Source organism: Demequina gelatinilytica, assembly GCF_000971115.1.
Taxonomy (GTDB): domain Bacteria; phylum Actinomycetota; class Actinomycetes; order Actinomycetales; family Demequinaceae; genus Demequina; species Demequina gelatinilytica.
The window spans coordinates 139,903-157,737 of record NZ_BBLV01000005.1; the positions used below are offsets into that span (position 1 = coordinate 139,903).

General features: G+C 72.0%; 19 protein-coding genes. 11 read left to right on the forward strand and 8 right to left on the reverse strand.

The window, feature by feature from the left end; translation table 11 throughout:
- Positions 1-34: 34 nt before the first annotated feature.
- Genes AOM00_RS05625 through AOM00_RS05635 form a run of 3 tightly spaced genes read left to right on the forward strand, consistent with a single transcriptional unit; the run spans position 35 to position 1,796 of the window.
- The gene (locus tag AOM00_RS05625) at positions 35-496 is read left to right on the forward strand and encodes a heme-degrading domain-containing protein (protein WP_062516856.1); all 462 of its coding nucleotides are present in this window, start codon (positions 35-37) and stop codon (positions 494-496) included.
- Entirely contained in the window at positions 496-1,005 is a 510-nt protein-coding gene (locus AOM00_RS05630) for an aminoacyl-tRNA deacylase (RefSeq protein ID WP_062516857.1), read from the forward strand. Before AOM00_RS05625 ends, AOM00_RS05630 begins: the two co-directional genes overlap by 1 nt.
- A gap of 20 nt (positions 1,006-1,025) precedes the next feature.
- On the forward strand, positions 1,026-1,796 hold the full coding sequence (locus AOM00_RS05635) for a DUF6226 family protein (RefSeq protein WP_062516858.1): 771 nt from the start codon (positions 1,026-1,028) through the stop codon (positions 1,794-1,796).
- A gap of 21 nt (positions 1,797-1,817) precedes the next feature.
- Here the strand turns inward: AOM00_RS05635 and AOM00_RS05640 are convergent, their stop codons facing one another.
- The gene (locus tag AOM00_RS05640) at positions 1,818-2,411 is read right to left on the reverse strand and encodes a dienelactone hydrolase family protein (RefSeq protein WP_062516859.1); all 594 of its coding nucleotides are present in this window, start codon (positions 2,409-2,411) and stop codon (positions 1,818-1,820) included.
- Positions 2,412-2,530: 119 nt separating this feature from the next.
- Here AOM00_RS05640 and AOM00_RS05645 point away from each other — a divergent pair, with 119 nt between their 5' ends.
- The gene (locus AOM00_RS05645) at positions 2,531-4,231 is read left to right on the forward strand and encodes a cation:proton antiporter (protein ID WP_228373419.1); all 1,701 of its coding nucleotides are present in this window, start codon (positions 2,531-2,533) and stop codon (positions 4,229-4,231) included.
- Between the two features lie 13 nt (positions 4,232-4,244).
- Here AOM00_RS05645 and AOM00_RS05650 read toward each other — a convergent pair whose 3' ends face one another.
- The 4 genes from AOM00_RS05650 to AOM00_RS05665 all read right to left on the reverse strand — a co-directional run bounded on the left by AOM00_RS05650 (position 4,245) and on the right by AOM00_RS05665 (position 7,747).
- Entirely contained in the window at positions 4,245-5,000 is a 756-nt protein-coding gene (locus AOM00_RS05650) for an anti-sigma factor (protein WP_062516860.1), read from the reverse strand.
- Entirely contained in the window at positions 4,997-5,635 is a 639-nt protein-coding gene (locus tag AOM00_RS05655) for a sigma-70 family RNA polymerase sigma factor (RefSeq protein ID WP_082096691.1), read from the reverse strand. Before AOM00_RS05655 ends, AOM00_RS05650 begins: the two co-directional genes overlap by 4 nt.
- A 31-nt stretch (positions 5,636-5,666) precedes the next feature.
- On the reverse strand, positions 5,667-5,978 hold the full coding sequence (locus AOM00_RS05660; RefSeq protein ID WP_062516861.1) for a hypothetical protein: 312 nt from the start codon (positions 5,976-5,978) through the stop codon (positions 5,667-5,669).
- An 83-nt stretch (positions 5,979-6,061) separates the two neighbouring features.
- Positions 6,062-7,747 (reverse strand): cytochrome c biogenesis protein DipZ, encoded by a 1,686-nt coding sequence (locus AOM00_RS05665; protein WP_062516862.1) that lies wholly within the window; start codon positions 7,745-7,747, stop codon positions 6,062-6,064.
- 84 nt (positions 7,748-7,831) lie between these two features.
- Between AOM00_RS05665 and AOM00_RS05670 the strand changes: the two genes are divergently transcribed.
- From AOM00_RS05670 to AOM00_RS05695, 6 genes are all read left to right on the forward strand, one after another.
- Positions 7,832-8,662 (forward strand): patatin-like phospholipase family protein, encoded by an 831-nt coding sequence (locus AOM00_RS05670; RefSeq protein WP_062516863.1) that lies wholly within the window; start codon positions 7,832-7,834, stop codon positions 8,660-8,662.
- Positions 8,659-9,789 (forward strand): 1-acyl-sn-glycerol-3-phosphate acyltransferase, encoded by a 1,131-nt coding sequence (locus AOM00_RS05675; protein ID WP_228373420.1) that lies wholly within the window; start codon positions 8,659-8,661, stop codon positions 9,787-9,789. Before AOM00_RS05670 ends, AOM00_RS05675 begins: the two co-directional genes overlap by 4 nt.
- 9 nt (positions 9,790-9,798) lie before the next feature.
- Complete coding sequence (locus AOM00_RS05680; protein ID WP_082096655.1) at positions 9,799-10,275, forward strand: methyltransferase family protein; 477 nt, start codon at positions 9,799-9,801, stop codon at positions 10,273-10,275.
- Between the two features lie 185 nt (positions 10,276-10,460).
- Positions 10,461-11,168: a DUF6318 family protein gene (locus AOM00_RS05685; RefSeq protein WP_062516865.1), complete on the forward strand. Its 708-nt coding sequence runs from the start codon at positions 10,461-10,463 to the stop codon at positions 11,166-11,168.
- Between the two features lie 38 nt (positions 11,169-11,206).
- Complete coding sequence (locus AOM00_RS05690) at positions 11,207-12,004, forward strand: hypothetical protein (RefSeq protein ID WP_156159053.1); 798 nt, start codon at positions 11,207-11,209, stop codon at positions 12,002-12,004.
- A gap of 51 nt (positions 12,005-12,055) precedes the next feature.
- Complete coding sequence (locus tag AOM00_RS05695) at positions 12,056-12,424, forward strand: DUF952 domain-containing protein (RefSeq protein WP_082096657.1); 369 nt, start codon at positions 12,056-12,058, stop codon at positions 12,422-12,424.
- Positions 12,425-12,452: 28 nt separating this feature from the next.
- Here AOM00_RS05695 and AOM00_RS05700 read toward each other — a convergent pair whose 3' ends face one another.
- The 3 genes from AOM00_RS05700 to AOM00_RS05710 form a co-directional block, all read right to left on the reverse strand.
- Positions 12,453-13,643, reverse strand: coding sequence for a PQQ-dependent sugar dehydrogenase (locus AOM00_RS05700; protein WP_062516867.1), 1,191 nt, complete (start codon positions 13,641-13,643; stop codon positions 12,453-12,455).
- Positions 13,644-13,739: 96 nt separating this feature from the next.
- A complete protein-coding gene (locus AOM00_RS05705; protein ID WP_062516868.1) occupies positions 13,740-15,377 on the reverse strand; it encodes a DUF885 domain-containing protein in 1,638 nt (545 codons plus the stop codon).
- Between the two features lie 24 nt (positions 15,378-15,401).
- Positions 15,402-15,800, reverse strand: coding sequence for a VOC family protein (locus AOM00_RS05710; RefSeq protein ID WP_062516869.1), 399 nt, complete (start codon positions 15,798-15,800; stop codon positions 15,402-15,404).
- Between the two features lie 245 nt (positions 15,801-16,045).
- On the opposite strand from AOM00_RS05710, the gene AOM00_RS05715 reads away from it, so the two are divergent.
- Positions 16,046-17,821 carry a hypothetical protein gene (locus tag AOM00_RS05715; RefSeq protein WP_156159054.1) on the forward strand — a complete coding sequence of 592 codons (1,776 nt, stop codon included), beginning with the start codon at positions 16,046-16,048 and terminating at the stop codon, positions 17,819-17,821.
- The last annotated feature ends 14 nt before the right edge of the window (positions 17,822-17,835 follow it).

Consider the following 17,835-nt stretch of genomic DNA (forward strand, 5'->3'; position numbering starts at 1 on the left):
GCTAGCGTGGGAGCACCGTCGGAGGGAGCACCCCATGTTCATCGGACTGACGCCCGAGCTGTGCGCGCAGGCCTGGGAGATCGTGAAGCCGTCGATCGAGCGCGCGGCCGCGCACGGCGCCATCCGCGGCGCCGTGGGCGACCTGGTGGTGATGGACCCGGCGCGGCCCGGCACGATGCTGTGGGCGGGGTCGATCGGCGACACCGAGGACAAGACCTACGGCTACGCCGTCGCGAAGGCCAAGGTCGCGGAGCGCACGGGTCTCGACACGTCGCGCGTGCGCATGGAGGCTCCGCATCTCTACACGGCGGGCGACATCGTCTACCCGGGAGGCGTGGTGCGCCACGGGATGGTCGTCGCGTTCTCGGGGGTCGAGGGCGAGGCGGACGAGATGATCGCGGAGTGGTTCATCGCGACGGTCCGCGGCCTCGCGCGGCTCGCATTCGTCTCCGCGCACGGCCCGGACGCGACCGGCACGCGCTACCTGGGGGAGTGATGGACGCGCCGGACACCCCCGCGCTGCGGGCGCTCGCGGACACGGGCATCGACGTCGAGGTCACGGTCCACGGGCCCGTGCGCTCGCTCGAGGAGGCCGCCGAGGCCCGCGGGTTGGACCCGCGCCAGATCCTCAAGACCCTGGTGGTGCGCCGGGCCGCGGGGGAGTACCTCTTCGTGCTCGTCCCCGGCGACCGCGAGATCAGCTGGCCCAAGCTGCGCGCGCTCCTGGGCGTCAACCGCATCTCGATGCCCGACAAGGACGTCGCGCGCGAGGTGACCGGCTACGAGCGCGGCACCATCACGCCGTTCGGCGCCCGACCCGACCCTGCGACCGGCCTGGCCTGGCCCGTCATCGCCGACGCGCTCATCGTCTCGCGCGAGGGGCCCGTGTCGATCGGCGGGGGCGCGCACGGCGTCGCGGCGACAGTGGACACGCAGCAGCTTGTCGAGGTGCTCGAGGCGCGAATCGCCGACGTGACCGAGCCGCTCGCCCCACGACAGGGCTGAGCCCTTGTAGGGTGTCGCACGTGTACGAGAGGCCTGCGCTGCCGGAGCTCGTCTTCACCGACGCGGACGGCGAACCGATCCCGTACGGATCCCGATGGGGTGACGACGGGCCGCCGGAGCGTACCTACTCGCGCACGCGCCACCCCGAGCGCTTCGCACCCCTCGTGGAGGTCGCGGACGCCCTGATCTCGCACCTCGAGGCCACCTACGACGTCGACGTGCGCCGCACCGACGGCCTGCCCGAGGACGCGCCCGAGGCGCTGCGGCGATTCGAGCATGGCGACCTGCGCATCGTGCGTGCGACCACGCTGCTGCCGCGGCACGATGCCTCGGCGCCGCTCGTGATCGCCGAGACCAGCTTCCCGAGCATCGTGGTGTCCATGGGCGCCGCGGGCCTCGAGCGCGCGCCCGACTGCGGCTGCGACGCGTGCGACGAGTCGCTCGAGGCGAGCGCCGACGAGCTCGAGCGCCTGGTGTTCTCGGTGGTGGAGGGCCACTACCAGGAGCGTTACACCTGGACCGACGGCATCGAGATCATCATCGGCGGGGCGGACGGCGCGAGCTACAACCGCCAGCCGCGGCACGCCGCCGACAAGGAGCGCGTCGACGCGCTCAAGCAGAGCCAGCGCGAACGTCACGGCGAGCGCTGGCTCCCGTGGCCCCCTCGGCGCGACGACGACGATGCGCCCGCATGGGACGAGCCGCCGCGGCGCATGCGCACGCGTGCCGAGCACGAGGCCGCCATCGAGGAGGCGCTGAGCCGCATCAAGCGACGCCTGCGTACCGCGTAAGGCCCGCTGCGCCGCGGCGGGCTACGCCATCTGGCGCGAGCGCTGGTGCTCGTCGAGGTCCGCGAGCCATGCGGTCGCGCGCTCCTCGAACTGGTCCGCCGCATCGGCGTCGTAGTCCGGCAGCGACGCGTCCATGAACAGGTGCGCCTTGCCCGTGTAGCGATAGATGCGCGCGTGCGGAGCGTGATAGAGCAGCGCGTCGATCTCCGCGGGCTCGACCCACTCGTCGGGATCCGCGACGTGGATCTGCAGCGCGACCTCGTGGCGCCACACGCCGCCGAGCGCGGCCGGCGGCAGCGCTCCGCCGACCAGCAGGCATGCGCGGAACCGGCGGCGGTCCTGCGCGAGCAGCTGCGCCTGCATCGCGCCCAGCGAGTAGCCGATCACCACATCGGCCTCGCGGTGGCGGCGGGCGGCGGAGTGCGCGGCCTCCTGGAGCGCATCGTGGCCGATGCGCTGCGCGTAGGCGACGCCCTCGTCGATGTTGTCGAAGGTCGCGCCCGCGTAGCAGTCGGGGCAGTGGACCGTGTGGCCGTTCGCGCGGAGGCGGTCGGCGAAGGACAGGAGCCCCTCGGTGAGCCCCTTCGCATGGTGGAACAGCAGGATCTCGGCCATGACTCATCCTCTCGCTGAGAGCGGTCCGGCGCGACCGCAGGCCGCGTCGGTCGCGCATCCGGGCCCGCAGGTGGTTGGCTGAGGGCGTCGGATGACGGTCCGTTCCAGGGAGGTCACGCGTGGGAATCGACGAGGTCCTGCTCATCGGGGTGGTCGCGGTCATCGCGATCGTCGCGGTCCACTCCATCGCGCCGCGCGTGGGCGTCGCCGCGCCCCTGCTGCTCGTGTCGCTCGGCGTGGCGGTGAGCTTCATCCCTGGCTTCCCCGAGATCGAGATCGAGTCCGAGTTCATCCTGCTGGGGATCATCCCGCCGCTGCTGTACTCCGCGGCGGTCAACCTGCCGTCGACGGAGTTCAGGCGCGACTTCCGCGCGATCTCGAGCCTGTCGGTGGTGCTGGTGCTCCTGAGCGCGGTCCTCATGGGCCTGTTCTTCATGACGGTGATCCCCGGCATCGGCTTCGCGCTGGGCGCGGCGCTGGGTGCCGTGGTGAGCCCCACCGACGCGGTCGCGGTGCAGATCATCCGCAAGATGGGGGTCTCCCCACGCATCGTCACGGTCCTCGAGGCCGAGTCGATGTTCAACGATGCGACCGCGCTGGTGACCATGCGCACGGCCGTGGCGGCCGCCGGCGCCTCGATGGGTCTCGCCGAGGCGACGTGGGACTTCGCGTCCGCGGTGGTGATCGCGGTGCTGGTCGGGCTGGTGACGGGCGAGCTCAACGTGCGCCTGCGGCGCTGGGTCCCGGGCGCCGCCAACAGCACCGCGATCAGCTTCGTGGCGCCGTTCGCGGCCGCGGTGCCGGCCGAGCTCCTGGGAGCCTCGGGCCTGGTCGCGGCGGTGGTCGCGGGCCTGGTGACGGGCTATCGCGCGCCGCTGTACCTGCGCCCTGCCGATCGCATCTCCGAACGCGCGAACTGGCGCACCGCCGAGCTCCTGCTCGAGGGCGTGGTGTTCCTGCTGCTCGGGCTCGAGCTGCTCACGCTGGTCGACGACGTCGAGGAGACGCACGGCTCGGTGTGGAAGGCCGTGGGGCTGGGCCTCGCGGCGCTCGCGCTGGTGCTGCTCATCCGCATCGCGTACGTGGCGCCGTTGGTGCTCGCCGCGGGTAGGCGAGCGCTGCGGGTACGCGCGCGGCATGAGCGCGTCGAGGGGCTCGGCCAGGAGGCCGAGTCGCACCCGGATCCCGCGCATCGTGAGGCGGTCGCGCGCCGCGTCGAGCAGCACTCGGCGTACGCGGACTACCTCGAGAACCGCCCGCTCGGCTGGCGCGAGGGCGGCGTCCTGGTGTGGGCGGGCATGCGCGGCGCGATCACCGTGGCCGCGGCACAGTCCCTGCCGTCGGACACCCCGTTGCGCTCGACCATGGTGCTCATCGCGTTCGTGGTCGCGGTCGGGTCGCTCATGGCGCAGGGCGCGACGCTTCCATGGGTGACGCAGCGGCTGGGGATCGCGGGGGAGTCGGTGCACGACGAGCGCGAGCGGGCCGAGCTGCGCGACCTGCTGGCCGGCGTGGCGGACACGGTGCTCGCGGAGATCGCGCTCCGGGGCGACGACGGCCGGCTCTACGACGCCTCCGTGGTCGACGCGGTGCGGCGCGCGATGGCCCACGCGCGCGCCGAGGACGAGGAGACCGTGCACCACGGCGAGCACTTCTACCGCCTGAGGCTCGCGATCATCGAGGCGCAACGCGCGCGGCTGCTCGAGGCGCGTGCCGTCGGCACCTTCGGCTCGGAGGCGCTGGGTGACGCGCTGCGCATCCTCGATGCCGAGCAGATCTCGCTCCAGCTGCGCTCCGACCACCCCGACGGGGACGACTGAACCGGCGGCGCCCCTACAGCTCGACCGACGCCACCATGTCGGTGGTGGGCTGCTCCGAGCCGCCCATGGGCTCCTCGGTCACCACGAAGCCGGTCGCGCCCTCCATGTCCATCTCCATGAGCGTCATGAAGCTGCCGTCGGAGTCGGGCATGAACGTCGGTCCGGCGTGCTTGGAACCGTCCGCCATCACCACCCAGAGCTGGTACTCCATGCCGTCCTCGGGCTCCGGGCAGTCCTCGCCCATGGCCACGACCGAGGACATCTTGTCGCTCATCACCAGGTGCGCCGCGCCGAGGCCCAGGTCCATCGAGTGAGCATCGGGCGCGCTCGTCACCATCATGACGTCGTGCTCGAGCGCGAGCTCCTCGTCGCGGCTGTCGGACAGCGACGAGCCGACCAGGCCGCCCACCGCGAGCACCGCCGCCGCGGCTGCCGCGACCGCCGCCTTGGGCCACCAGGACCTGCGGGAGGACGATGCCGCGGGAGCCGTCGCAGCCGGTGCCCCCTCGGCGGGCACGGGTGCGTCGTCCGAGGTGATCGGCGCTGCTTGGGGGGTCCGGGCGATCTCGGCCATGACGCGCGCCTTGAGCGCGACCGGGGGCGCGACGGACTCCGCCTCGCCCAGCACCGCGGCCGCCTCGCGCAGGCCGGCGAGCTCGACCGTGCAGTCCTCGCATGCGTCGAGGTGCGTCTCGAAGTCCTGCCGTTCGGCGGGCGTGACGGCATCCACCGCGTACGCGCCGACCAGGGAGTGCACGTTCTGGTTCATCGCGTCCCCTCCCAGGCATCCCGAAGCCGGATCATCGCATCCCTGATACGGGCCTTCGCCGTGCCGAGCGGGATGTCGAGCGACTCGGCGAGCTGCCGGTTCGTGTAGCCCTTGTAGTACGTGAGCTCGAGCGCCTCGCGCTGGAGCGGCGTGAGCGTCGCGAGCCCGCGGCGCACGCGTGCGGCGCGCCATTGCGCGTCCATCGCATCGACCACCTGCTCGGGGTGCTCGACGTCTGCGGAGTGGCGGGCGCCGTGTGTGAGGAGGCGGTCCGCGTGGGACTGCTCGGCGCGCACGCGGTCGACCGCGCGCCGGTGCGCGATGGTGAGCACCCACGAGCGTGCCGAGCCCTGGTCGGGGCGGTAGCGCGCCGCGACGCGCCACACCTCGACCAGGGCTTCCTGCGCGACGTCCTCCGCGAGGTGGGGGTCGCGGACGATGCGGAGGGCGAGGCCGTGGACCGCGCCGGCGAGCGCATCGTAGAGCTGCTCGAACGCCGACGCGTCGCCGCGTCCTGAGCGCACCAGCAGGTCGGCGAGCCGCTCGGCATCCCGCCCGGCGCGGGGCGCGGCGTCTGCGGGGCCGGTGCCGCCGGGCACCGCCCGGAGCCCACCCTCGCGCCGCTGCGCGCTCATGCCGTCCTCCGCATCGTCCGTCACGGGGGCGTCAGCCCTCGTCCTCCATCATCGCGTCCTCGGACTCCATGGCGTCCGGCGACTCCGACATCATCGAGTCGTCCTCCTCCATCATGGTGTCGTCCTCCGACATCGACTCCTCGGGCTCCATGGTGGAGTCGTCCTCCATCATCGTGTCCTCGGACTCCATGGTGTCGGACTCCATGGTGTCGGGGTGCATCGTCTCCTCCATCATCGTGTCGTCCGAGGACGTCGACGCGGGCTCGGTGTCCCCGCACGCCGCGAGCGTGCCGCCCGCGAGCAGGATGAGGGCCGGGACGGCCAGGGTGCGCATTCGGTACATGATTCCTCCCTGAGACGGGCCTCCCCGGGTGGGGGCCCGACGTTGCCTGTTCGGTGCGCCGGCGCGACCGGATGGGTCGCGGCTCAACCGAAGGTGAAGGCGTAGGCCTCGACGCCGGGCGTGAACTCGAGGATCATCACGTCCTCGCGCGGATCGCCCTCCCAGAGGTCGTAGAGGTCCGCCGTGCCGTCGACCTTCACGGTCCGCTCGTACGAGTCGTCGTCCAGCAGCGTGACGCGTACCTCGCCCTCGCCGGCCATCACCAGGTGGGCGTCGGAGGCGTAGAAGTTGAGCATGAGCATCGCGCCCTCGCCCGCGAGCGCGTACTCGTCCGTCACGGTCCATTCGCCCACGTAGGCGAAGTGGTCGGGCTGGGGGAAGGCGTCGTGGCCGTACGCGACGGGCTCGTCGTGGACCACCTGTCCGCCGTTGTCCGCGTACTGGAGGCGCCCGTAGCCCAGGTAGGTCTCCTGCGTGCGGTCGGTCGTGTGGCCGCCCGTGTCCATGTCGACCACGTCCTGCGGCGCGGCGTCGAGCAGCTGCTGGATGAGCTCCTCGGTCTCGGCATAGGCGCCCTCGCCGTAGTGGACCTGCCGCACGGTGCCGGTCTGGTCGATGAGGTAGTGCGCGGGCCAGAAGCGCTGGTCCCACTCGCGCCAGGTCTGGTACTCGTTGTCGATCGCGACGGGGTAGTCGATGCCGTAGCGCTCCGTCGCATCGGCGACGTTGCCCACCACCTTCTCGAAGGCGAACTCCGGCGTATGCACGCCGATGATGGTGAGCCCCTGGTCGCGGTACCGCTCGTCCCACGCGGTGAGGTACGGGAACGTGCGCTGGCAGTTGATGCAGCTGTACGTCCAGAAGTCGAGGAGGACCACCTGGCCCTCGAGATCCGCGAGGTCGAGCGCCTGGCCGTCCTCGGTGTTGAGCCACTCGTCGATGCCGGGCAGGTCGCGCGCGGGTCCGCAGTTCTGGAGCACCGCGGTGTTCGCCTCGCACTGGTCGAAGCTGAGCGCATCGCCGGTCACGGTCGTGTCGACATCCTCGCGTCCCGTCAGCGAGTCGAGCTCGTCGCGCACCGTGTCCGAGTCCTCGATCTGGTTCTGGATGCTCGCGAGCTGCTCGGGGACCAGGCGCTGGAGCGGCTCGGCGATGTTGGTCGCGATGACCAGCGCGGTCGCGACCAGCACGGCGCCGGAGATCGCGCGGATGAGCTGGAGGCGCTCCCGCACCAGCGTGATGCGCGAGAAGATCGCCTGCCCCGCGAAGCCGAAGCCGAGCAGGGGGATCGCGATGCCGGCGCTGAACGCGAGCGTCAGCGCGACCAGGCCCCAGCTCACGCCGTTGGTGGCCGCGAGCACCGTGATGGACGCGAGGATCGGTCCCGCGCACGGCACGAACACGAGCCCGAGCGCGAGGCCCATGACGTAGCCGTTGCCGCCCCGGTCCATCTGCACCGGTCGCACACGCTCGAACGGGCGCTGGAGCAGCTCGCCCACCTTCGGGATCATGAGGCCGACGCCCACGATCGCGAGGACGGCGATCCCGGTCCACCGCAGGAGGTCGTCAGGAAGGCCCAGGCTCGACAGCAGGATGCCGCCCAGGAGCGTGAAGACGGCGAAGCTGGTGACCAGGCCGGCGACCACCACGAGCGGCCGGCGGCGGTTGGCGCCGCCGTCCTGGATCGCGCTGGTGAGGATCGCGGGAAGCACGGGCAGCACGCAGGGGCTGATGGCGGTGATGATGCCGGAGATCAGTCCGACGAGCACGAGTGTGATCATGACCGAGGTTCGGCGCGACGATGCGCGGGGATGGGTGGGCGCGGTGCCATACCTGCAACCTAGGCTGGCACCATGACCGTCGCATTCGTGCTGGGAGGTGGGGGCGTGCGCGGCGCCACCGAGGTCGGGATGCTGCGCGCCCTGCTCGAGGCGGGCATCGTCCCCGAGCTGGTCGTGGGGACCTCGATCGGGGCCATCAACGGCGCCGCCGTCGCGCAGGACCCCACGCTCGGCGTGGTCGAGCGGCTCGAGCATGCGTGGGCGTCGCCCACCGCGAACGCCGTCTACGGCGAGTCCGTGGCACGCCAGCTGCGTCGCCTCGCGCAGTCCCGCACCCACCTCAACGACCCCGACGCGCTCCGGGGGCTCATCGCGAACATGCTCGGAGCGGACACGCAGTTCGAGGACCTCACGGTGCCGCTCGCGGTGTGCGCGGCGAGCATCGAGCGCGCGTCCGAGCACTGGTTCGACACCGGTCCGGTGGTCGACGCCGTGCTCGCGAGCGCATCGGTCCCGGCGGCCCTGCCGCCTATGCGCATCGGCGACGAGCACTTCATCGACGGGGGGATGGTCAACTCGATCCCGCTGGGCGAGGCCGTCAAGAGGGGGGCCACCACCATCTACGTCCTCCAGGTGGGCCGCATCGAGGAGCCTTTGCATCCGCCGCGCCGCCCGACCGACGTGGCGCGTGTCGCGTTCGAGATCGCGCGACGGCACCGCTTCCAGCGCGAGCGTGCCGACGTGCCGGCGGAGGTGGCGCTGCACATCCTCCCGTACGGCGGTCACCAGCCCGGCGACGAGCGGCTGAGCGCCTACCGCCGGCTGGACCGCACGCACGCGCGGATCGAGGCGGCCCGCGCCGCGACGGCCGAGTACCTCGACGGCCTCGAGGCGCGCGGGTGAGCGCGGACCGCAGCGGCGAGGCTCGGCGCTCGCCGCGACGCATGCGATGGTGGCGGCTGCCTCCCCGGTGGGTGCGAAGAGCGCTGCTCGCGCCGGCGCTGGTGCTGCTCGCGTTCGTGTGGCTGCCCATCGCGGTCTGGTACGTGGTGGTCGTGGCGGCCGTGGTGAGCTTCGCGCTGCCCGGGCGCATGCGGATCACGCGCGTCGTCTGGCTGGCGGGCTTCTACCTCCTGTGGGACGCCGCGTGCGTGGTCGCGCTCGCGGGGCTATGGGTGTGGCAGGGCTTCGGGACCAGGCTGGACACGGAGGCGTCGCAGCGGCGCCACCTCGCGCTCGCGAGCACGATGCTGCGGCTCCTGTTCTCGCAGGCGCGATGGACCCTGCGGCTCGAGGTGGACCTCGAGGATGCGGACCTCGACGCGATCGGGCGCGGGCATCCGCTCATCGTGGTGAGCCGCCATGCCGGCCCCGGGGACTCGTTCATCATCGTCGATGCGCTGCTCAACACCTTCGGGCGAGCACCTGCCATCGTGCTCAAGGACACCCTGCAATGGGACCCGGCCATCGACATCCTGCTCCACCGGATCCCGTCGCAGTTCCTCACCCCGCGCCGGCATCGTGCCGTGGGCGCGCCGGGCGGCACCGAGGCGATCGCGGCGCTCGCGGGCGAGCTGGGCGAGACGGGCGCGCTGCTGATCTTCCCCGAGGGGGCGAACGTGACGCCCGGCCGGCGCGCGAAGCGGATCGCAGCGCTGCGCGAGGCGGGGCACGTCGAGCTCGCCGAGCGCGCCGAGGCGATGCCGCACGTGATGCCGCCCCATGCCGGGGGAGTGCTCGCGGCGATGGACGCGCGGCCCGACGCGGTCGTGGTGGTGGTGGGGCACACCGGCCTCGAGCGGCTCTCCACCGTGGCCGATGTGTGGCGTGAGCTGCCGGTCGACAAGCGCATCGTCCTCAAGGGCTGGAGCGCGGACCCGGCGGACGTCCCGGAGGGCCGGGAGGCGCGAGAGGCGTGGCTCTTCGAGTGGTGGGAGACCGTCGACGCGTGGATCGAGTCGCACCAGCCGGAGGTGTCGCCCTCGGCGGAGGCGCGCGAGCCGCGCGTCGAGCGTGGAGGCGCCAGGTAACCTGACGCGATGTCACCGCCACGGAAGGGATCGTTCATGGGGCTGCTGCTCGTCGGGCTGCAGGGCCTCATCTTCCTCGCCGTGGGCACCACGGCCTTCCTCACGGACCCCTGGATCGAGGGCTCGCTGTGGGCGGGCACCACCCTGATCCTGCTGGGGCTGCTGGGCATGTTCTGGTCGGGCAAGGACCTGGGCCGCGCCCTCACTCCCATGCCTATGCCGAACGGTGAGGGCCTGGCCGCGGGCGGCATCTACGGGTACGTGCGCCACCCGATGTACTCGGGGATCATCCTGATCGCGCTCGGCCTCGCGGTCGGGTCCGGGCGGCTGTGGACGTTCGCAAGCGCGGTGGTGCTGGTCGGGTTCTTCGAGGTGAAGACCAGGCTCGAGGAGCGGTACCTCGTCGAGGCCTACCCCGGCTACGGCACGTACGCCGCCCGTACCGGCAAGTTCCTGCCCGGGCTGGGCAAGCGCCGTCAGGGCTGAGCAGGCGGGCGTGCCTTGCCCGCTTCGCATCGCCGCTCCCGCAACATGAGTGGATCGTGTCGCTTCCGTGCTCTCTTGGCGGTCAACCTGTGCGAATCGTGTCGCTCGCGCTGCTGCCCGCCTCCGCGCGACACGATTCCCCCACATTGACCGTTCCCGCGGTGCTGTGACGACACGATCCGCACATGTTGATGGCGCTGGCACGATTCCGGGCCGTGATTCCCCAGATGTGCGACCAGGTCTTCTGCCAGGGCGGTTTGACCGTTACGGTCTGTTTCATGCGGATCGGGGGGCTGGTTGCGGCGGCAGGCGTGCTGCTGCTCTCCGGATGCTTCGGCGAGCCCGGACCGATCGTCTCCGAGACGCCTTCGGTGGCCGGGACGGTCGCGGCGGCCGTCTCCCCGACGCCGACGCCCAGCGCGTCCGCCGTGTCGGAGGCGCTCACGGACGAGGAGCTGACGGCGTTGCTGCCCGAGCGTGCCCTCATCCCCGATGTCCGCGGCGCGATGGCGACAGCGGAGTTCTTCCTGGAGCAGTACGCGCCCATGTTCCACACGGGCGACACCCGCGTCTGGGAGGCGCTCTCGGCCGAGGGGTGCGAGTACTGCGCGAGCGCGCTGGAGAACGCAGAGCGAGTCCGCGACGAGGGTTGGACCGCGCGGGGTGGGCAAATTGCCGTTGTCAGGAACACGCAAGACGGCGCGCTTACCTCGCCAACCACCGCGTATTACTCGATCGAGGCCGACCGCGAGGCCGCGTTCCTCGCCCCGGCCGAGGGCCCGGAAACGCGGTCCGCCAAGGCTTCCCGAACGCACTTTGAGTTCGCGCTCGAGTTGGTGGATGATCGCTGGCTCGTCGCAGGCGTGACATCGGAGCTGGTGTCGGAGTCATGAGCGCGCTCGCCGCGATTGTCATTGCTGGAGTCCTCGCCGTGACTCAGATGCCGCAATACTCCGAGCCGAGTTTTGGGGATACAACCAACGAATCGAACGACACGCTTCGTGTTGACGGCGAGGCCGACAAGGCAGGAGCCGAGGGCAGCTCCACCACGTCCACATCATCCACGGCACCCGTCGTCGAGTACCTGCGCATGGCCGAGTGCACCAACGGCTCGCCGCTCGAGTCCGAGGGGGCGTGCAGCACCACGGCCGGCGACTCCGTCACCTGTGCCGACGGCATGGATCCGCTCCTGCCGCTGTGGTCCCGTACCCTCCAGGCCGACGGCACCTGGGGCGCCTGGACCATGGAGACCGGCCTCGGCTGCCCGTCCCAGTCCGATCTGCTCGAGCTCATCCGCCACGAGTGGACCCAGCTCCACATCACCGCGCCGCCGGTGAGCATCCAGCCGGGCACGGGCACCGTGGTCGCGACGCTGCCCACCGTCGCCTTCGCCGACGCGGCGCCGCTGACGCACGGCGCCACCCTGCTCGGCGCCGACGTGACCATCCGCGCCACGCCCACCACCTATCTGTGGGACTGGGGCGACGGCGACACCACCACCACGACCGACCCCGGCGCCCCCTACCCGGACGACACCGTCAGCCACGCCTACACCCGTGCCGCCGACGCCGCCACGATCACGCTCCACACCACGTGGACCGGCCACTACCGCATCGGTGCCGGCGCGTGGACCGCGTTCGAGACCACCCTCACCACGGACTCCACCCCCATCCCGCTCACCGTCACGCACCCCCGCACGCGGCTCGTCGACGGACCGCTCGCCGGCTGACAGCGGCCCGGAGCAGGTGACACGGCCTGGTCGCGGTGCCACGATGAGCAGATGCTCGAGATTCCGCATCTCTACCACCTCGCCGTCGCCGCCGAGTGGGATCCCGCATCGACCGCGGACTACACGACGTCGACGATTGGCCGCAGCCTCGCCGACGAGGGGTTCATCCACCTCAGCCTCGCGCGCCAGGTCGAGGGCGTCGCCCAGGCGTTCTACGCGGACCGCGACGTGGTGCTGCTCGAGATCGACCCCGCGAAGGTGACCGCGCGCGTGCAGTTCGAGCGGGTCCCGGACGCGGACGATGCGTTCCCGCACCTGTACGGCCCCATCCCGCGGGCCGCGATCGTCGCGGCCACGCCGGTGCCGCGCGGCACCGGGGGAGCGCTCGACTTCGACGGGCTGCTGCCCGACCCGATCTGACGTGAGCTGATACGAGCAGCGGCGCCCGTCAGCCGACGGTGATGCGCACGATGCGGTCGTCGCCCTTGGGAGCGTCCCCGTCCCCGGTGTTGCCGGTCATGACGTAGAGCATCCCGTCGGTGCCGGCGGCCACGCTGCGGATGTGGCCGAGCCCGTCGAGGAGCACGTGAGGCTCGCCCGTCGCGTCGGCGGTGAGGGGGATGCGCCACACCCGGTCGCCGGCCAGGGCCGACACGTAGATGCCCTCGTGCGTCGCCGCGATGCCGCCGGGTGTCGCATCCGCCGGGTCCCACACGGCCACAGGTGCGGTGACACCCTGCGCGGTCGCACCGAGCTCGGTGCCCTCCGGCATGCCGGTCAGCCCGTCCGCGCGGGGCCAGCCGTAGTCGCCGCCGGCCACGATGAGGTCGAGCTCGTCCGCGGTCGCGCCGCGGTCGCTCGCGTAGAGCCGCCCGTCGCTCACCCACGCGAGACCCTCGACATCGTGGTGGCCGAGCGACCAGACGCGGGACCCGAACGGGTTGTCCGGGGCCTTCCGGCCGTCCTCGTCGCCTCCGGTGGCCACCACGCGCAGGATCTTCCCCGCGAGCGAGCTCTGCTTCGCGGCGAGCGCGGGACGGCCCGAGTCCCCGGTGCCGATGTACAGGTAGCCGTCGGGCCCGAAGGCGAGGCGGCCGCCGTTGGCATCCTTACCGGACGGGATCCCGTCGACTACGACGGTGGGCTGGCTCAGGAGGTCGTCGTGGAGCTCCATGCGCAGCACCGCGTTGTCGTGCGCGCGGGTGACGTACGCGTACACGTAGGTCCGCTCGCCGGGCAGCACCTCGAGCCCCAGGAGTCCGCCCGAGCCCTCGGCGACAGTCGCGGCGCGCAGCGCCTCCGCGCCGGGACCGTTGAGCGGTGTCGCGACGCCCGCCCGGATCCGCTTCACCGCGCCGGTGACCCGCTCGCTCACCAGCAGCGAGCCGTCGGGCATCGTCACCAGTGCGGACGGTGTGGTGAGTCCCGTGGCGACCACCTCGTCCGTGAGGACGGTCGCGGTCACGGGTCCGCCGACCTCGGTGGGCACGGGCGCCGCCTCGGCGGTGGCCGCGCCGCCGTTCCCGGAGACGATGCGCGAGGGGCTCGGCGTGGAGTCGTCCGCCGCTCCCGTGGAGCATGCGGTGAGGACGAGCGGGAGCGCGCACGCGAGCGCGACGATGCGGGAGCGGGACGACATGATCGACCCAGGGTAGGCAGGCCTCACGTCGATGTAAAAGTTGACACCCGGCGAAGTGTCTGATTGCCCCGGGGGGTACGGCGCGGGCGCGCGCCGTCAGGCGAGCACGAGCCTGCGGAGCGTGGAGAGCGGCACGGCGCCGTAGCCGAGCACCGCGGCGTGGAAGTCGCGGATGTCGAAGCCTGCGCGCTGCTCCGCCTCCGCCCGGAGCGCGAGGATCTCGAGCCTGCCGACCATGTAGGCGAGCGCCTGGCCGGGCATCCCGATGTAGCGGTCCACCTCCTGCTCGATGTGGAAGCGGTCCAGCGGCGAGTGCTCGAGGCAGTACTGGATCGCCTGCTCGCGGCTCCACCCGAGCGCATGGATGCCGGTGTCGACCACCAGGCGGCACGCACGCAGGGAGTCCGCGCTCAGCATGCCCACGCGCGAGAGGTCGGACGAGTACAGCCCCATCTCATCGGCCAGCCGCTCCGTGTAGAGCCCCCAGCCCTCGGCGTACGCGGTGCTGAACAGCTCGCGCTGCACCACGTGGAGCGCCTCGTTCTCGGCGTGGAGCGCGAACTGGAGGTGATGCCCGGGGATCGCCTCGTGATACGCGATCGCCTCGAGCTCGTAGGTCGCCCACGCATGGGGGTCGGCGGTCTTGAAGTAGAAGTCGCCCTCCTTGCCGGTCGACGGCACGGGCGCCGAGTAGTACGCCATCGCGCCGAAGTCCGTCGCGTGGCCCAGGCAACGTGCCTGGGGCATCGTCGAGAACCACGCGGGCGAGGCGGCCTCGGCACGCGCGAGGGCCGACTCGGCGTCGCGCACGATGTCCTCGGCGCGCGTGTAGCGCAGCGACTCGTCGTCGCGGAGCTTGGCGTAGATCTCACCGATGTCGTCCGTGCCGAGCAAGGGGCCGGCGACCTCGCGGTACTCGTCCTCGAGGGAGGCGACCTGGGCGAGCCCGAGGGCGTGCACCTCCTCCGGCGTGATGTCGAGCTGGAGGTGCGACCACATGCGGTCGCGGTAGACCGCGGCGCCGCCCGGGAGGTGCACAAGGCCGGGGCGCTCGTCGGGGAGCCCGCGCTCGGCAAGGCGGCGCAGCCGGTCGGCGAAGCGCGCGACGCCCGCATGCACCACCTCCGCGACCACACGGTCCCTTTCGCGCCGCCACTCGGCCTGCGCCGCATCGTCCACCGCGGTGGGCGGAGCCTGCGCGCACAGGCGGTCCTCGCCCGCATGCGCCTCGCGCAGGTAGGACTCGGCGGCACGCGCCGTGTCGAGCAGGTGGCGTTCGAGCGCGACACGGCCCTGGTCCGCCGCGTCCTCGGCCACGTCGAGGAGGTCGTCGAGGAAGCGGGGGAGGTGGCGGAGCTTGGTGAGGTAGTCGTCCCCGTGCGAGGCGGTGCGCAGAGGGAACGCGTCGATGAAGGACAGGATGTTCTCCCACGCGCCCATGGTGGGGTTGAGGTGGAGCAGCTCGGGCTCCCATGCGAGGTGGAGCGCGGTCGAGCGCGCGTGCGATGCGATGGTGTCGCGCAGCGCGAGCGCCTGGAGGTCGTCGCCCGTGTCGATGCCTTGGGCCGCCGCGGCGAACGCCATGAGGCGCTCGTGCGCGCGGGCACGTCCGTCGACGGAGACGTCGTTCCATTCGGCCAGGTGCTCGAGCCTTCCGTCCCACATGAGGTCGAGAGGGCTGAGCGACATGGCGTAGGCGTAGTACTCGTCGGCGAGCGCGCTGAGATCTGTCATGCCTGCGACGGTACCGGCGTCCGGTCAGGCCTCGCCATCGCTCTCCATCACCGCGACCCAGTTGTCGCCCGGATCCTTGAACCACGCGATCGAGGGCATCATGCCGTCCACATCGCGCGCGATCCCGTCCTCGTCGGTCCATGGCAGCTGCGCGAACGCGACGCCCTTGCTGCGGAGCTCGGTGACCGTCGACTCGAAGTCGTCGGTCGCGAAGTTGAGGACGGTGTGCGTCGCCGGGACGTGGTCCTCCTTCTCGTAGACGAGCGTGGAGCCGCCGCCGGGGTGCTGGATGCGCAGCATCGGGCCCATGCCCTCGTCGTCGCGGTACTCGACCTCGAGCCCGAGCGTCCCGCCGTAGAAGTCCCGCGCCTTCGCCACGGAGTCCGTCGAGAAGCTCCCGAACGCCGTGCTGTCCTTGAACATGGTTCCTCCCGCGCGCCTGAGGGGACGCGCGGCGCCCGACGCGCGGGGCGCCGCTCGCTCCAGTGTGCGCCGGGACGATGCGCGGTGCGCGACGAGAGCGCCACAACCCTCAGGGGTGCTCGGTTGTTGTGAGTGCAAGGCGCGGCAACGGGTGCCGTGCGGGACGGGGGGAGACCGTCATGCGCCTGAACACCGATGCACGCCCTGGGGTCCGTCACACGGCCGCGCGAGCGAGGGTCGTCCTCGTGGTGCTCGTGCTCGTCACCGTGGGCGGAGCGGCAGCGGCGGGGCTTGCCGGCCCGGCGGCCGCCGCGTCCTGGCCCACGGTCGCCGCGGGTCCCGGTGCTCCGCCTCGCGGCATGCCGACCATCAACGGCGCGGTGTGCGCCGAGGTCGTGTTCGCCGCGCGGCATCAGGGTCCGGCCTACTTCAAGCCGCCCGACGGCATCGTCCCGGAGCCGTTCCGGGACCTCGAGGTGCGGTGCGCCACCCGGTTCACCGGTGACGGGCCGACGTACGTGCTCATCCTCGACGGCACGGCGGGCGTCGCGCCCGCGGACCTGGTCCGCGCCCTGGCGGAGGAGGGCTGGGGAGTCGTGTCCGCGAGCATGGACGGAGGCGTCGAGGCCTTCCTCGAGGACCCCGCGTGGACGACCCCGCTCGCGGACTATCGGGGTGCCGACCTCGAGCAGGACATCCTCTTCGTGAATCCCGACGAGGCCTCGCCGATCTCGACGGTCGCGATCGAGTTCCCCCAGACCACCGCCTTCGCCGACGGCAGGGCGACCCTCGAGATCTGGGTCCACGCCGAGAGGGAGCTCGCGTTGTCGGCGCCGAGCTCGTTCACCGAGCTGCGTCCGATCGGCCAGGCGATCCACTCCGGCGGCCAGGTGGTGATGATCGCGTGCGCATCGGTGCTCCTCGCCGTGCTCGCCGGCTACCCGAGCGTGCTGCTCAACCGGGTGATCGGCGCCCGGTGGGACCGTCTCCGCACGGAGGTCGGACGTCGTTGGGTGCGCGTGCGCGATCGTGCGGCGAGGATCGCGCCCGTTGCGGCCGTCGCCTCCGCGGTCCGCGGGCTCGGCGTCGCGGTGGGCAGGTCCTTCGCGCGGATGGACGCGGCGATGCGGCGGCGCGCCGGCCACGCCGACGATGCGTCGGTCCGAGCGCCCGACGGTGCGGTGGTGGAGCCGGGCAGCCCGGCTCGGACGCCTACGTCGGTATGGGCCGGATACGTGGTCGCGGCGCTGATCGCGGGCTGCGTCGACCCCGCCTTCGGCTTCAACTGGATGTCCGTGCGCGTGCTGGTCTCGAGCCTCATGGCGTTCGTGGTCTTCACGGTCGCCGTGGCGTTGCTGGTGCGCCGGGTGATGGCGCGGCGGCACCCGGGGATCGCGTCGGTCATCCGGTTCCGCTGGGGCACGCTGCCCATCGTGCTCGCGACCGTCGTCGTCGCGCGCCTCATCGGCATGCACCCCGGCGTCGTGTTCGGCATGGTGGCGGGGCTGGTGCTCCTCGCGACGCTGCCGCTGCGCGACCGCGCGCTCCGTGTGTCGCTCACCGCGGGCTGGGCGCTGGGGATCGCCGCGATCGGGTGGATCGTCTACAGCCTCCTGTCGCTGGTGCCGAGCTCCGTGCTCGCGGTGCCGCTCGCCGGGGTCCCCCTGCAGTTCGCGACCGACTTCGCGGCGCTTCTCGCGATCCAGGGAGTCTCGACGCTTCCGCTCACGCTGCTGCCGGTGACGGGGCTGGACGGCGCGACGCTCGCCGAGTGGGCACGCGAGCAGGAAGGTGCACGGCGTGCGGCCTGGCTAGGCGCCTACGCCGCGGCGCTCGCCGTCTTCATGCTCGTGATCGTGACCGTGCCCGACGGGCTGCAGTTCTACGGCGACTTCAGCCGATGGGCGATGCTGTTCGTGCTCTACGCGGCCGTGGCGGTCGCCGTGTTCGGGGTGCATGTGCTGCTGGTGAGGCGTGCCCGGGAGGCCGCGGCCTCCGAGGCGCCGCCGCCCGATCTCTAGACGCGGGGGCGACC